This window comes from Acidobacteriota bacterium, from assembly GCA_029861955.1.
GTDB lineage: Bacteria > Acidobacteriota > Polarisedimenticolia > Polarisedimenticolales > Polarisedimenticolaceae > JAOTYK01.
Genome location: JAOTYK010000033.1, coordinates 21,447 through 35,395, shown reverse-complemented (window position 1 = coordinate 35,395; position 13,949 = coordinate 21,447). Strand labels below are relative to the sequence as shown.

Sequence of the window (13,949 nt, the reverse complement as noted above, 5' to 3'; positions counted from 1 at the left end):
CTTTCGATCGACCCGTGCCGCGACCGCGTTCCAGATCGGTCGGAGTATCCGCCACGCGTCGCGGCTGCCGCCGGGCATGAGCGACGGTCCGAATCGCGCCCCGACCTCGCCGCCCGAAACACCGGAGCCCACGAAATGGATTCCACGTGGTGTCAACGCCGTCTGCCGCCGCTCGGTGTCGGTCCAGAGGCTGTTGCCCCCATCGACGAGGACGTCGCCGCGGGTCAGGCCCCGCCCCAACGAACGGATGACGGCGTCGACCGGAGCGCCGGCAGGAACCAGCATCACGATCCGTCGGGGTCGGGTCAGGACGTCAAGCAGCTTCTTCAGCGTCCGGCACGGCACGATGGTGCCCGCCGCCCCCGTGTTCTCTGCGGCGAAACGGGCGATCGCGTCGGGATCGATGTCGTGCACGGCGACGTTGAAGCCGTGATCGACCATGTTGAGGGCGAAATTGCGACCCATCACGCCCAGACCGATCATCGCAATGTCTGCACGTGTCGTCGATTGTCTTGCCACGGCTGGGCTCCGAAAGGGGGAAGAGCGACCCGACACAACCGTAACACTTTTGTCTTACGTGATCATCGACTAACCTAGGCGAATGCATCGTCCCGCAAGGACCGTCCGTCGATTCGCACCCTGGGCTCTGCTTGGGCTCGCGATGGTCACCCTCTCGCTGGTGACGGCGACTGCGCCTCCCGAGCCGCTCCACGAGTCTGCACGAAATGCCAACTACGACATTCAGGTACGTCTGGACGTCGAGCAGCGCATGCTGATCGGCAGTCAGACCCTCGAGTGGACCAACATCACCGATCGTGAAACGGACGAGATGTGGTTCCACCTCTACTGGAACGGTTGGCGCAACGATCGCAGCACCTGGATGAAAGGGGATCGCATACGGGACCGCAGTGACCTGAGTGGCGACGTCCGGGAGAGCGACTGGAGTTGGATCGAGGTCGACCGGATCGAGTGGCTTGGAACCGAGACTCTTGATCTGACCGATGAGTCCCGCTTCGCGACACCCGACGACGGCAATGCCGATGACAGGACGGTCCTGGTGGTCTCGTTGCCAAACGCGGTTCAGCCGGGGGAGACCGCGCAGATTCGGATGGAATGGCGGTCGAAGATCCCTAAGACGTTCGCCAGGACCGGTGCCCGCGGCGAGTACTACTTCTTCGCGCACTGGTTCCCCAAGCTAGGCGTCTTCGAGGGTGAGCGCGGTTGGAATTGCCACCAGTTCCACTCGACGACGGAGTTCTTCTCCGACTACGGTGTCTACGACGTTACGATGACCGTGCCGGAGTCGTACGAATTGGGCGCCACCGGACGGCCGTTGGAGACGACCGAGACGGCCGACGGGCAACGGAGTCACCGCTACCATCAGGCGGACGTTCACGCTTTCACATGGACGACAAGCCCCGACTACGTCGTGCTGGAACGGATGTTTGCGCGCGAGGGTCTGCCGACGGTCGCCATGCGTCTGATGATGCAGGCGGAACACCTGGGTCAGGCCGACCGGCACTTCGCGGCCACCGAGGCAGCTCTCGAATCGTACGGTCAGTGGTACGGACCCTACCCGTACGGGCACGTGACGGTCGTCGACCCGGCGTGGGGCAGTGGCGCCGGCGGAATGGAATACCCGACGCTGTTTACGTCCGGAACGCGATTGTTCAATCCGAAGGGGATGGATTCGCCGGAGAGCGTCACGATCCACGAGGCGGGTCATCAGTTCTGGTACGGGCTTGTCGGCAACAACGAGTTCGAGGATGCGTGGATCGACGAGGGCTTCAACACATTCTCGACGATTCGCACTCTGGAGACGAGCTTCGGGCCGAAGGTCCTCTCTCGGCGATTCGTCGAGCCGCCCGGTGGGGGAAGGGGCTTCTTCCCGTTGCTGTTTCGTGACATCGAGCTATCGCGTTGGGACGAGCGCCGGGTGCGTTTTCGCCAATCCGCCGAGAGCGACATTCCCGACAGCCACACGTTCCGTTACTTTCCCGGCACGGCGGGCAACATCAGCTACAGCAAGACCGCACTATGGCTGGCGACGCTCGAACGTCACCTCGGCTGGGAGGTGCTGCAACCGATACTGTCCACCTTCTTCGAGCGCTACCGGTATCGGCACCCCGATGCGGCCGATTTCATCGCTGTCGCCGAGGAGGTTAGCGGACAGGACCTGAGTTGGTTCTTCGATCAGGTTCACTACGATCACGTCGCATTCGACTATGCCGTCCACTCGATCTCCAGCGTGCCGGCCGAGCCGACGGGCTTCATCGATGGCGATCCGGAACCGGTCTACAACGAGCCTGAAGACGATCCGGACTCTGGTCGCTGGCTCAGCGAGGTGATCGTCCAGCGAAACGGTGGCGGGGTCTTCCCGGTCGACGTCCTTCTGCAGTTCGAGGACGGTGAGGAACGCCGCTTTCAGTGGGACGGAAGCGAGACGTGGAAAGCGTTCACCGTGACCCGTGAATCGAAACTACGAAGGGCGGTCGTGGATCCCGATCGGGTCTTGATGCTCGATGTGAACTACAGCAACAACGGTCGTTCGGTGGAGAGTCGCGCCGATCTTCCTGCGGGGAAGTGGTCCACGCGCTGGCTCGTCTGGGCGCAGGATCTTTTCACGACCTTCGCCTACTTCATCTAATCGAGGACCGGAGATGACTGCACGAAGCGCCTGGCTGACTGGATTGAGGACCACCGCCCTCGCTCCGTGGCTGCTGCTGACGCTCTGGTTGGCAGGACTGGGCCTGGCTCTGCCTGCAGCGTGGGTTGTCCATTCCACGTTGCGAGCCGCCATCGCCCATACGGACGTCGAGGGGGCGATGCTTGCCGGTTTCGACACGATCTGGTTCGGCGAGTTCTCGGCCGAGGCGACCGGGGTGTCGGCGACGTTTGACCCCACACTCAGCGGTGCCGGTGGGTTCCTCGTTAATCTCGAATCGTGGTTTACGGGAAGCCTCTTCGACGGGTTCGGTGGGCTGATCGGTGCGGGCGCCGTCTTCGCGCTGTTCTGGGCGTTCCTGCTGGGTGGAACCCTGAGTCGCGTGGCGTTTCCGGAGCGTGCGATGTCCGCCTCTTCGTTCTTCCACATCGGTGGGGAGTTCCTTCTCCGCTTCATTCGATTGGCCCTGATCTCGGCCATCCCCTACGTCCTGATCTACCGGCTGCATCTGTGGCTGATGGAACGCGCCGAGGAGGCGCTACGAGAGTCCACCACGGAATCGGCGGCTATTTTCTACACGCTGCTGATCTACGGTCTTACCGGATTGCTTCTGACGGCGGTTCAGATGAGCTTCGGTTACGCGAAGGTGGCCACCGTCGTGGACGATCGTCGGAGCATGTTCCTGGCGGCGGTCCGAGGTGCGGGCTTCGTGATCACTCGCTTCCCGAAGGTCATCGCGTTGCAGGGACTCACGTTGGCCGCGGGTCTGATCGCGTTGCTGCTCTACGGCCTGATCGCGCCGGGAGCGACGATCGCAAGTTGGAGCGGCGTGGTCTGGACGTTGCTTCTGGCCCAGCTGTTCCTGCTCGCAAAGTTGTTCCTGCGCGTCTCGCTGCTCGCCGGCCAGGCTGCGTTGTACCGCAAGTTCAGTCCCGTCGTGGAGTCAGGGTCAGATCTAACTCGAGCAGCGGCAGTGAGCGGGGCAGTCCCAGCACGTCTGCCGACACGGTTCCGATGACTCGGCAGCCCATCTTCATGTAGAACCCGATGGCGTTGGGATCCGAATCGATTCGCAGAAGTTCATAGCCGCGATCTCGACAGATGCAGAGCGCTTCGTCGAACACCGCACGCCCTAGACCCCCTCGCTGATTCTCAGGATCGATCCACATGTGGCAGATCTCGCCGACGGAGCGACCCTCCGTCTTCGACGCCTCATCGACACGACCGACGGAGACGAAGCCAACGATCGCATCAGCCAATGTGGCGACGCGGATGTCGTCTTGCTCGAGCTCGCGTGCCTGGATGGTCAACTGATCTCGCCATGCCTCCATCCACGCTGCGGGGTATCCCCAGACCGCCTTCGCCCGCCGGGCGATATCGCTGAGGGTTTCGATGTCGGCGGGTGTCGCGTTGCGGAATCGCAGGTCGTTCAGATTCATTAGTTCATAGTGAATGCTGGCCACACCGCTCGCAACCGAATATGCTGGGTTGGTTCGTGGGACCCAACTTGTAAAGAAACGGTAAACGCATGATTCGATTCCAACCTACCTTGCTGCGTTCGGGTCTGCTCCTGGCTCTCGCCATCACACTTGTGGGCTGCGCGGGCGAGTCGAGCGATGGATCCGTCACCGCATCGACCGAATCCAGTAACGAACGTCACTTCTTGAGTATCGGTACGGCCCCTCCCGGCGGAGCGTTCTTTCCCGTCGGCAGCGCGATTGCCGAGACGCTCAACGACCACCCCATCGACGGGACATGGGATGTGACCGCCGAGGCCACGAAGGGAACTCAGGAAAATATCCGTCGATTGCGTAGTGGTGAGCTGGACCTGGCGATGGCCAACTCCGCCATCAGTTATTTCGCCAGCCGGGGGAGCGACGGGTGGGATGCGGTCTACGACGTGCGGGCCGTCGCGACGATTGCCCCCAATGTCGCCATGTTCATCTCGCTTGCAGGCTCGGATGTGACGACCGTCGCCGATCTGGCCGGTCGCCGAGTCGTCGTCGGTCCGGAGGGCGCGGGCTTCGAATACTTCATCCGTCCGCTGCTTGCGGCCCACGACCTGACCTACGACGATTTCTCGCCGTTGTACGGGACGCAGACCGCTGCCGTCGACATGCTCTCGGACAGATCCGCGGCTGCCGCATTCCTCGGCGGCGCCGTACCGACGGCGTCGATCACTCAGGCCAGCAGTTCTCAGGAGATCCATTTCGTACCCTTCGACGACGAGGCGAAGCAGTCGTTGATGGACGCCTATCCGTTCTTTCGACCGGCGACGATTCCGGCGGAAACCTATCGCGGACAGACGAAAGCGTATGAGGGCCTCGATGTAGGCTCGATGCACCTGATTACGTATGCCAGCGTCGATGAGGATCTCGTCTATCGACTCACTCGATCGATCTACGAAAACCGGGCGGAGATCGCCGCCAAGCATCCCGCCGGCAAGGCGATCAACCCGAAGAACGCCATCCGTGACACGGGAATCGATTTTCACCCCGGTGCCATCCGCTTCTACAAAGAGATCGGTGTCTGGCCCGAGGATCGTTGAGCACGTCGTCATCGATGATGGGTAATCTTCAGCGTGTGCTCGCGGCGACGCTCTGCCTCTTCGTCCTCAAGGAAGTCAACTACCCCCAGCTCTCGCCCCAGACGCAGCTGGCGATCTTCGCCATGTTGGCGCTTGTGCTGTGCTTCATCGGTCGTCCGCTGCATCCACGGCTGAAGGACAACGTTCCGGCCCGCACGCTCGATATCGGCCTGGCGCTGGCGTCCGTCTTCTGCTGTGGTTACGTCGTCCTGCAGGGGGAACCGCTGCTCCGCAGATTCTGGACGGCCGGCCAGTCCCTCGGGAATCGGGCGGGGCAGGAGACGACGTTCGATGTGGTCATCGGCGTCGTCGGCATCCTGCTCGTGTTGGAGGCCACCCGTCGTGCGATCGGTTGGGCGCTTCCGATCCTCGCCGTGATCTTCATCGTCTATGCGATGAGCGGGCCCTCGCTGCCGGATTGGTTATTCCCCCATCGTGGGTACGGGATCGACCGCATCGTCGCCCAGAGTTTCTTGCACTCTCAGGGCGTTTTCGGAACCGCGCTCAGAGTCATGTTCACGTATGTGTTTCTGTTCGTCCTGTTCGGCGCACTCCTCAAGCAGACCGGTGCGACGAAGTTCATCATCGACCTCGCAAGACGGTTGTTCGGCGGCTCCTCCGGTGGGCCAGCCAAGATCGCTGTCCTCAGTAGTGGCCTGATGGGATCGCTGTCCGGTAGTGCCGTCGCCAACACTGCCACGACCGGTACATTCACAATCCCGATGATGCGTAGTTCGGGGTTCCGCGCCGAGGTCGCCGGGGGTGTGGAGGCCGCGGCCAGCTCCGGAGGAGCGCTGGTTCCCCCGGTCATGGGGGCGGGCGCCTACATGATGCTGGAGATCATCGAACCGGCGGTGACGTATGTGGAGATCATTCGTGCCGCGCTGATTCCCGCATTGCTCTATTACCTTTCGCTATTCCTGATCGTTCACTTCCAGGCGCGTAAGATCGGTGGGGCAGTCGTAGCGACCGAAGAAGATCGTCCGGCTCCTGATCGGTTCGCGGGACTCATCTTTGCCGTCGGTTTCGCAGGGCTGCTGACGTTACTGTTTCTCGGCTACACGGTGTTTCGCGCGGTGAGTGTCGCGGGACTTGCGGTCGTCGTCATCAGCGCTATGAGTTCTCAGACCCGATTGACGATCAGACGCTGGTTGGAGGTTCTACGAGAGGCAGGTCGAGATGTGGTGCCACTGGTCACGGCGGCTGCCTGCGTCGGTATCGTGATCGGCGTGGTGACCCTGACGGGGATCGGCAGCAAACTCCCATCGACGATTCTCGATCTCTCGCAGGGGAACCTGCTGTCGGCGCTCGTGTTGATCATGATCTCGTCCATCATCCTGGGAATGGGCTTGCCATCGGCCGTCTGTTACCTGCTGATGGCGACACTCATCGGCCCGGTGCTGGGGCAGCTGGGCGTCGTTCCGCTCGCGGCCCATCTATTCATCTTCTACTTTGGCATGATGTCGATGGTCACCCCGCCGGTCGCACTTGCCGCGTACGCAGCCGCCTCGATCGCCGGGTCGCCGATCATGAAGACGGCTCTGGCGGCCTTTCGGTTTGCGCTCGTCGGCTTCACGCTGCCGTTCATGTTTGTCTATCGGCCGCAGCTGCTGATGTTGAATGGCGACGGCGAGATGGCGTCCAGTGGGGCGATCCTGGGTGCCGTCGTCGTTGCCGTGCTTGGCATCCTCCCGTTTGCCGCCGCGATCGCCGGTTATCTCTTCGGGCCGCTGGCGCGATGGCAACGAGGCGTACTGCTGGTTGCGGCGTTCTCGCTACTCATTCCCGGACCGGACGTTAGCATCGGAGGCGCAGCCGTACCGTGGCTGAACGTGGTGGGAGTCGGTCTGTTGCTCGTGATCGGTGTCGTGAATCGAGCCCGTCGTCACAAGACGTGATGGAGAACGCGAACCCAGGCGCCGGCTGGTGGGTCTACCTGTTGCGATGTGGCGACGGAAGCATCTACACCGGCATCACCAACGATCTGGACCGACGATTGAAGTCACACCAGGCGGGTAGTGCGTCTCGCTACACGAGGACACGTCTGCCGGTGGAAATCGTCTATCGCGAGTCCCAGCCCGACCGGTCGAATGCGCTCCGTCGCGAGGCAGAGATCAAGCGCTTTCCGCGCGCCCGCAAGCAGCGACTGATCAATGGGCACTGAAGCGTTTCCGATTGTCGGCCACCATCGTCGTCGGGGCGATTTCGATATACGCGTTGTATCGCTCCCGGATCGAGCGCACGTAGTCGACGGGCTCATGGCATCGACAGTACCCGTGGGCTGCCGATCGAGCGAATTGCGGCCGAGAGAGCAAGAGCATCGCCTCTTCGACGTTTCCGAACCACACGTCGCGATCCAGGTTCATGTTCCCCGCCAGACGGCGGGCATCGCGAACGTGTCCTGTGCCTGCGTTGTAGGCCGCCAACGTGAACCACATCCGGTCACGAACCCGCAGATCTTCCTCGAACCGATCGCGAACCCACGCCATGTACTCGATACCCGCCTGGATCGACGTCTCCGGGTCCTCGAGGTCTTCGAAACCAAGTTCGCGGGCGGTTCGAGGTAACACCTGCATCAGACCGCGAGCCCCGGCGAACGATAGGGCGCCGGGGTCGAAGGCGCTCTCCTCATACATTTGCGCCACGATCATCCGCCAGTCGAACCCGTATTCTTCGGCGTATTTGCGAACGATCTCATCGTAGGGCGAAAGCTGGCCTTCGAGATTCTGGCGGACGGCGACACGATTCCGAATCCTCCGTCGGTCCGTGAAGTACCGCTCGTGTATCACGTTGTAAAACAGACCGCGATACTCCGTCTTGATGAAGCGATCGAGTGCCGTCTTCAGCTGAGGGTTGTCGGCGCGCACGACCCACGAGAGCGGTATCTCTTCCCTGACCGCCAGCCCCTTCTTGATATCGTCCCTCCAGGTCAACTCGATGTCGACGATATGGCTGCTGGCCAGGGTGAGGTCGTACTCACCCTCCGCCACCCGGGCGATGATCTCCTCTAACTGCATGTCGTCCGGTACCGCACGAATGCCGAAACGGATTCCCATCGATTGGAGTATCTCCAGAGTTTGCCAGTAGGGCGAGTTGCGATGGACGGCAATCGTTCGACCCGTCAGATCGAGGGGAACCTCGGGGGCGTTCTCTCCGCTGCGAACGACGATGACCTGATCGACACGTCCATAGGGTCGAGCGAACACCAGGGAGTCCGGCAGTTCGTTGTCGGTCGCATAGAACGATGCACTGATCACATCGCCGCGTCCCTCCTCGAGCCAGGGAACCAATAGATCCTGACTGGGTGGAACGATCATCTCGAGTTGTAGATCTTCACTCTCCGCGAACTGCTGCATCAACTCGTACTCGAAACCCATCAACCGCCCTCGCCAGAGGAAGTAGGTCGCGGCGGAGTTGACCGTGAGGACCCTCAGGACTCGGCGCTCCTTGATACCGGCCAGATCCGCGCGATCCAGCCGATTGTCCCGCTGCTCGAGCTCGTGGGATGTCAGAAATCGGTTGAGATGCTCCAATAATTCGGGGGAATTGTGCCGGATGGCCCAGGCGATCGGCCGATTGGCCGAGACATCGATCGCGGCGCGGACGTCATCGCGATACTCACGGCAGGCCCGTATGAGATTGCTGTCTGCGACCGTCAGATCCCGGAGGCCCCGGGCCACCTGATCGATCAGGTTCTCGGTGTCCACGTCGTCGGGAACGGTCTCGATCACGATGCCGGGGTAACGGGACTTCAGGTCCTGGACCGTGTTCCAGAACGAGGACGATCGTCGTACCGCGATCGTTCGGCCGATCAGGTCCTCAGGCGACGTGATGACATTCTCGTCGTCGGCGCGAGCCACGATCTGCTCCCGGACGACGTCGACGGGTACCGTGAAGTCCACCAGAAGTCGCCGCTCTTCCGTCGCCGTCAGGTTTGCCGCAATGATGTCGCCACGACCGGCAAGCAGCGCGCTGATCAATCCGTTCCGCGATTGGATCGGAATGAATCGGGCGCGAACCTCGAGTTTTCGTGCGTATAGCTCGGCGAGCGATCGCTCGTCATCGAGCGTCGGGCCGCTTCGTGGAAAACGTGCGGCCTCCCAGCGATGGGGAACGAGTATTCGTAACGTGCCTCGTTCCTTGATGGCGGCGAGATCGCCGCGGAACTCGGGCTCGCGTTCCACCGGATGGCCGTCCGTGGAGTCCACGAAACAACCGGTTCCGGACAGCACGATCGCCAGCCACAGGGCTACTGCCCATCTGCTGCAACGCATCTCGGAAGTTGTTCGTGTCATCGTCCCTCACCCCGTCTGAACGATTCTACCCAATCCACGATCGAGTTCGTCGCAACCCCGATTGTTCGGGGGTTTTGTGAACTCTTCAGTCCGGAGGCCGGTGCTATAGTGAAATGGTCGTCCCTGTTTCACATCTGAGGCTGCACCATGGCTCGTGAGCGTCCACGCTGGCTAAAACGAATCCTGTTCCTCGTGATCGTCGGTGGAATCGTCTTCCTCGGCGTCAGCTCCTGTCGGAGTGGGCCTCCCCCGCAGGTGACTCTCGAGACCGCGACACCCGGGATCGGTCGTAGCACCGAGGTCACCGTCGCGGTCAGCGAGCCGTCCCGTGGACTGAATCGTTTCCGCGTCGAGTTGATCCAGGACGAGACCGTCGTGTTACTGGACGAGAAGTCCTATGTCCCACGGGAGCCATGGCGATTCTGGGGCGACCGAACGCCGCGAGCCGATCTGACGCTGTCGGTTGGAAGCGATCATCAGGAGCAATTACGCGAAGGGCAAGCGACCCTCCGCGTCACGGCCGAGCCGGCCGTCGCGTGGCTCTCCAGGCCCGAGGCGGTCGTCGAAACTCTCGATCTACCGGTCATGTTGCGTCCGCCACAGATCTCGATCACGTCCAGTCGCACCTACGTGAGTCAGGGTGGGAGCGAGGCAGTGGTCTATCGAGTGGGTGAGACGTCGATTCGCGACGGCGTGCAGGCCGGCGATTGGTTTTTCCCCGGCTATCCGTTGCCGGGCGGCGAACCCGATGAGCGATTTGCGTTGTTTGCCGCACCCTTCGATCATGACGACGACTCGCGGATCCGGTTGATAGCCCTAGATATCGTTGGCAACCAGTCGACCCGGCGGTTTGTCGAGCAGTACAACAAGCGCCCATTCCGCAACGATTCGATCCTGCTGAACGATCGGTTCCTGGCCAAGGTTGTGCCGGCGATCATGGATCAGACCCCCGAGCTCAAGGATCAGGGCGGGCTGCTCGAGAACTACCTGATGATCAACGGGGACTTGCGTCAGAAGAACGCTCAGACGTTGGTCGAGCTGGCGGCGAAATCGCAGGAAGATTTCCCGTGGGCGAAGGTGTTCATGCAGATGCGTAACGCACAGGTGCGATCGAGCTTCGCCGATCGACGCACCTACGTCTACAACGGTGCCGACGTCGACCAGCAGGACCATCTTGGATTCGATCTCGCGTCGACGCGACAGGCCGAACTTCAGGCAGCCAACAACGGTACCGTTGTCCTCGCCCGTTACTTTGGAATCTACGGGAACGCGGTCGTGATCGATCACGGCTATGGGCTGATGAGTCTCTACGGTCACCTGTCCAGCATCGACGTCGACGAGGGGCAACAGGTCGCTCGCGGCGAGGTGATCGGCAAAACCGGAGAGACCGGTCTTGCCGGTGGCGACCATCTTCACTTCACCATGCTGTTGCATGGACTCCCGGTCAATCCGCGGGAATGGTGGGACGCGACGTGGATTCGCAATCGCATCGCCGCCAAGTTGCCGGGAACCCTGAAGTTCGGATCCTGAGCCGGGGGATCGCGGTGGATCGCAAGATCGTCGAGCAGTTCTTCTCGAAGCTTCAGGAGTCGATCGTTGTCGGGCTGGAAGGCGCCGACGGCCAGGCACGGTTTCGTCGTGACCGCTGGAGCGCGTCGGAGACGCCCCAATTCGATGGTGGCGGAGGCCTGACCTGCGTGATCGAGGACGGCGCCGTCTTCGAGAAGGGTGGCGTCAACCTCTCGGCGGTCGAGGGGAGGCTCTCCTCCAGGATCGCCGCCCATCTGAAGGTGTCGCCGGGGCCGTTCTTCGCCACGGGGGTCTCCCTGGTCCTGCATCCCCGGAGCCCTCAGATCCCGACCGTCCACATGAACGTCCGCTATCTGGAGATTGCGGCGGAAGAGGGTTGGCAGGACGGTGTGGCCCGTCGCTGGTTCGGTGGGGGTGCCGACCTGACGCCGTATTACCTGTACGCCGAGGATGCACGGCATTTTCACGAGACACTTGCGACGGCATGTGACGACTACCGGGATGACGCCTACGCGCGCTTCAAGTCCGAGTGCGATGGCTACTTCCGGAGCCCACACCGCGACGAGGCTCGTGGGATCGGCGGGATCTTCTTCGACTACCTCGAGCAGGACCTGGAGAAGGTGTTCGAGTTCGTTCAGGGTGTCGGCCGCGCGTTTCTTCCGTCCTACCTACCGATCGTCGAGCGACGTCGCGACGAGGCCTGGAGCGAGCATCATCGGGAATGGCAACTTCTGCGACGCGGGCGCTACGTCGAGTTCAATCTGGTCCACGATCGCGGCACGTTGTTCGGTCTCGAGACCGGTGGGCGGACCGAGGCGATTCTGATGTCCCTACCGCCGACGGCGAACTGGCGTTACAACTATCAGCCCGAGGCCGGCAGTCCGGAAGCCCAGTTGGTCGATGTGCTGAAGCACCCGCGCGATTGGATCGAACGCTAGCGCGGACGTCAGGGCTGCTCGCCGGCGCGGACAACGAGCCGGTCTTTAATCTCCACATCGCTCCAACGGAAGTTCTTGCCACCGCTCCGGATCTGCAGGTCATAACGCCCCGCCGCCATGGTGATCGGTTGACCCAGAGGGGCGGTAACGATCCACTCACCACCCCCGGGCCGGAAGACGGAGACGCTGTCAGCGCTACCGACCTGAATGGCACGTGCCACGCGCCGCAACTCGGTTCGGAGGCGACGTCGACCATCGACGGTGTGAAGCGGACCGACGCAGATCAGGTTTGAGGTTCGTGTCTTATCGAGACCGACCCCGACGACGTGAATCTCATTGGCGATGCCCTGATACAGGAGTCGCGCAGCGGCGGCGCAAGGATCTCCACCGCAGTTTTCATAGCTGCCGGTCACCAGCACGACAATCGTGTACGCGTCCTTGTTGGCGTCGTCCTCCACGCGGCGAAGCGTGTCGGCGATGGGGGAGTACCCCCCCGGGCGAAGCAGATCGAGGCTTCGCGATAGGCGGCGCAAATCGATCGGCTTCGTCGGCAGCAGCCTCGCGGAGTCACGGCAATTCCGTTGCGACTCGGGAGCGATTCCGAAGGCCCGCAAACCCAGCTTCACGTCGTCTTTCTCGAGAATTTCGAGCGCATCGATCAGTTCCTGGCGGACGGCGCGAAGCCGCGATGCGTTTCCGAGCGATTCACCCATGGCCGAAGAACTGTCCAGGAGGACCAGCACTTCCCGGCGTCTGGTTCTGGGCTTGGTCGAAGACGACGCGCTCGGATCGACCTGCAAGCTGGCGGGTTCCAGGAGGAGATCCAGGTTCACATCGGTCGGTCCAGCGACCCGTCGACCCGGGAGCCACCGCTCACCGACGAGCCCCTGTTCGTGGACGAAACCGGCGATGTCGTAGACGCCCTCTTCGATCTCGATCGTCTCACCGCTGCCCGCCACCTGGATCGGACGACGTCGATCCCCGACCCGATAGACGTGGAACCAACCCCGATCGAGACTCTGGCCGCCGTTCTTGATGTTGATCGTCAATCGTGTGGCGGCCTGGGGTCTCAGCTCGACCTCGCGGCGGGTCTCGCCGCGCACGACCAGGTCGCGAATCCAGCGGACCGGGTCTCGTCTACTGGATTGCCGATCGTAGAGCGCGATGTCGTAGCGACCTTCCGGGAGGCCGAGCGGCTCACCGGACCGACCCTCACGAAACGGACGACGAGATTCACCCGTGCGGAACACGGCGAATCTGACCCCCGAGTCCTCCCGCTGTCGACCGTTCTCGACGATCTCCAGGGTCAACCGTGTCGGCGGAAGTCCCATCTCGATCGCATCGCTCGTCCGATTCTCGATCAGGTAGTTCTCGAGCCACGTGGACTTCAGGCCACGCCCGTCCCGCAGTTTCACCTCGATGTCGTAGTAGCCGGGCTCCAGTACGACCGTGGTGCCGGGGCGACGGGTGGTCAGCGGCTTACCCCGTTTGCCTGCCTCATGGATCTGATACTGCGCGGCAAATCGTGGCGCGGGTTCACCCCCACGGGTGATGTCCAACTGAAGCTCTGCCTCGGCCAACTTGAAATCGACCTTCACCACGTACTTGCCTGCGACGTTGACCTTCTTGAAGGTCCGTCGGCCGATCACCAGATCGTTCTTGTAGTGCACGACGATGTCGTAGGTTCCAGCCTCGACCCGTACCGTCTTCTCGGGGTGTCCCCAGCCAAGGTACTGTTCCCGTTTCTCAGGCTCGTAGATGTAGAACTTGCATCGTGTCGGCTCGAGGAGGGGCTCGCCAAGAAGCGTCACCTTGAGGGAGACGGTGGCACGGGATCCCTGCCCAAGCGAAGGAACCCAGGCCCCCAGGAGACAGAGAACGACCCCGCAGGAAACCAGGAGACGTCTCGGGTCGGGGGCAGTCATCGCTTCGCA

The 13,949-nt window shown here is 62.2% G+C and carries 11 protein-coding genes; 7 read left to right on the top strand and 4 right to left on the bottom strand.

The window, feature by feature from the left end; genetic code table 11:
* Positions 1–519 (bottom strand): NAD(P)-binding domain-containing protein (locus OES25_14315; protein MDH3628818.1); only part of this gene is annotated, 519 nt, incomplete at its 3' end.
* An 82-nt stretch (positions 520–601) separates the two neighbouring features.
* Here OES25_14315 and OES25_14310 point away from each other — a divergent pair.
* Complete coding sequence (locus OES25_14310) at positions 602–2,647, top strand: M1 family metallopeptidase (GenBank protein ID MDH3628817.1); 2,046 nt, start codon at positions 602–604, stop codon at positions 2,645–2,647.
* Positions 2,648–2,660: 13 nt separating this feature from the next.
* On the top strand, positions 2,661–3,683 hold the full coding sequence (locus OES25_14305) for a hypothetical protein (protein MDH3628816.1): 1,023 nt from the start codon (positions 2,661–2,663) through the stop codon (positions 3,681–3,683).
* Here OES25_14305 and OES25_14300 read toward each other — a convergent pair.
* Positions 3,592–4,104 carry a GNAT family N-acetyltransferase gene (locus OES25_14300; protein MDH3628815.1) on the bottom strand — a complete coding sequence of 171 codons (513 nt, stop codon included), beginning with the start codon at positions 4,102–4,104 and terminating at the stop codon, positions 3,592–3,594. The two genes, OES25_14305 and OES25_14300, sit on opposite strands and share 92 nt — an antisense overlap.
* Before the next feature lie 89 nt (positions 4,105–4,193).
* Here OES25_14300 and OES25_14295 point away from each other — a divergent pair, with 89 nt between their 5' ends.
* The 3 genes from OES25_14295 to OES25_14285 are packed head-to-tail and all read left to right on the top strand — an operon-like array spanning position 4,194 to position 7,416.
* Positions 4,194–5,213 (top strand): TAXI family TRAP transporter solute-binding subunit, encoded by a 1,020-nt coding sequence (locus OES25_14295; protein MDH3628814.1) that lies wholly within the window; start codon positions 4,194–4,196, stop codon positions 5,211–5,213.
* A complete protein-coding gene (locus OES25_14290; GenBank protein ID MDH3628813.1) occupies positions 5,210–7,150 on the top strand; it encodes a TRAP transporter fused permease subunit in 1,941 nt (646 codons plus the stop codon). The genes OES25_14295 and OES25_14290 overlap by 4 nt, the downstream gene beginning before the upstream one ends.
* Positions 7,150–7,416: a GIY-YIG nuclease family protein gene (locus tag OES25_14285; protein ID MDH3628812.1), complete on the top strand. Its 267-nt coding sequence runs from the start codon at positions 7,150–7,152 to the stop codon at positions 7,414–7,416. Before OES25_14290 ends, OES25_14285 begins: the two co-directional genes overlap by 1 nt.
* On the opposite strand, the gene OES25_14280 is transcribed toward OES25_14285, so the two are convergent.
* Positions 7,403–9,547, bottom strand: a complete 2,145-nt coding sequence (locus OES25_14280) for a transporter substrate-binding domain-containing protein (GenBank protein MDH3628811.1) — start codon at positions 9,545–9,547, stop codon at positions 7,403–7,405. The genes OES25_14285 and OES25_14280 overlap by 14 nt on opposite strands.
* 147 nt (positions 9,548–9,694) lie before the next feature.
* Here OES25_14280 and OES25_14275 point away from each other — a divergent pair, with 147 nt between their 5' ends.
* A complete protein-coding gene (locus OES25_14275; protein MDH3628810.1) occupies positions 9,695–11,077 on the top strand; it encodes a M23 family metallopeptidase in 1,383 nt (460 codons plus the stop codon).
* Between the two features lie 14 nt (positions 11,078–11,091).
* On the top strand, positions 11,092–12,015 hold the full coding sequence (gene hemF, locus OES25_14270) for an oxygen-dependent coproporphyrinogen oxidase (GenBank protein ID MDH3628809.1): 924 nt from the start codon (positions 11,092–11,094) through the stop codon (positions 12,013–12,015).
* Between the two features lie 8 nt (positions 12,016–12,023).
* On the opposite strand, the gene OES25_14265 is transcribed toward hemF, so the two are convergent.
* Complete coding sequence (locus OES25_14265; protein ID MDH3628808.1) at positions 12,024–13,940, bottom strand: hypothetical protein; 1,917 nt, start codon at positions 13,938–13,940, stop codon at positions 12,024–12,026.
* Between the last annotated feature and the right edge of the window lie 9 nt (positions 13,941–13,949).

Bases quoted from the DNA above. Each gene is read 5' to 3' on its own strand.
- OES25_14295 (MDH3628814.1), top strand. From the start codon at position 4,194: ATGATTCGATTCCAACCTACCTTGCTGCGTTCGGGTCTGCTCCTGGCT.
- OES25_14285 (MDH3628812.1), top strand. From the start codon at position 7,150: ATGGAGAACGCGAACCCAGGCGCCGGCTGGTGGGTCTACCTGTTGCGA.
- OES25_14300 (MDH3628815.1), bottom strand. From the start codon at position 4,104: ATGAATCTGAACGACCTGCGATTCCGCAACGCGACACCCGCCGACATC.
- OES25_14305 (MDH3628816.1), top strand. From the start codon at position 2,661: ATGACTGCACGAAGCGCCTGGCTGACTGGATTGAGGACCACCGCCCTC.
- OES25_14265 (MDH3628808.1), bottom strand. From the start codon at position 13,940: ATGACTGCCCCCGACCCGAGACGTCTCCTGGTTTCCTGCGGGGTCGTT.
- OES25_14275 (MDH3628810.1), top strand. From the start codon at position 9,695: ATGGCTCGTGAGCGTCCACGCTGGCTAAAACGAATCCTGTTCCTCGTG.
- OES25_14310 (MDH3628817.1), top strand. From the start codon at position 602: ATGCATCGTCCCGCAAGGACCGTCCGTCGATTCGCACCCTGGGCTCTG.
- OES25_14280 (MDH3628811.1), bottom strand. From the start codon at position 9,547: ATGACACGAACAACTTCCGAGATGCGTTGCAGCAGATGGGCAGTAGCC.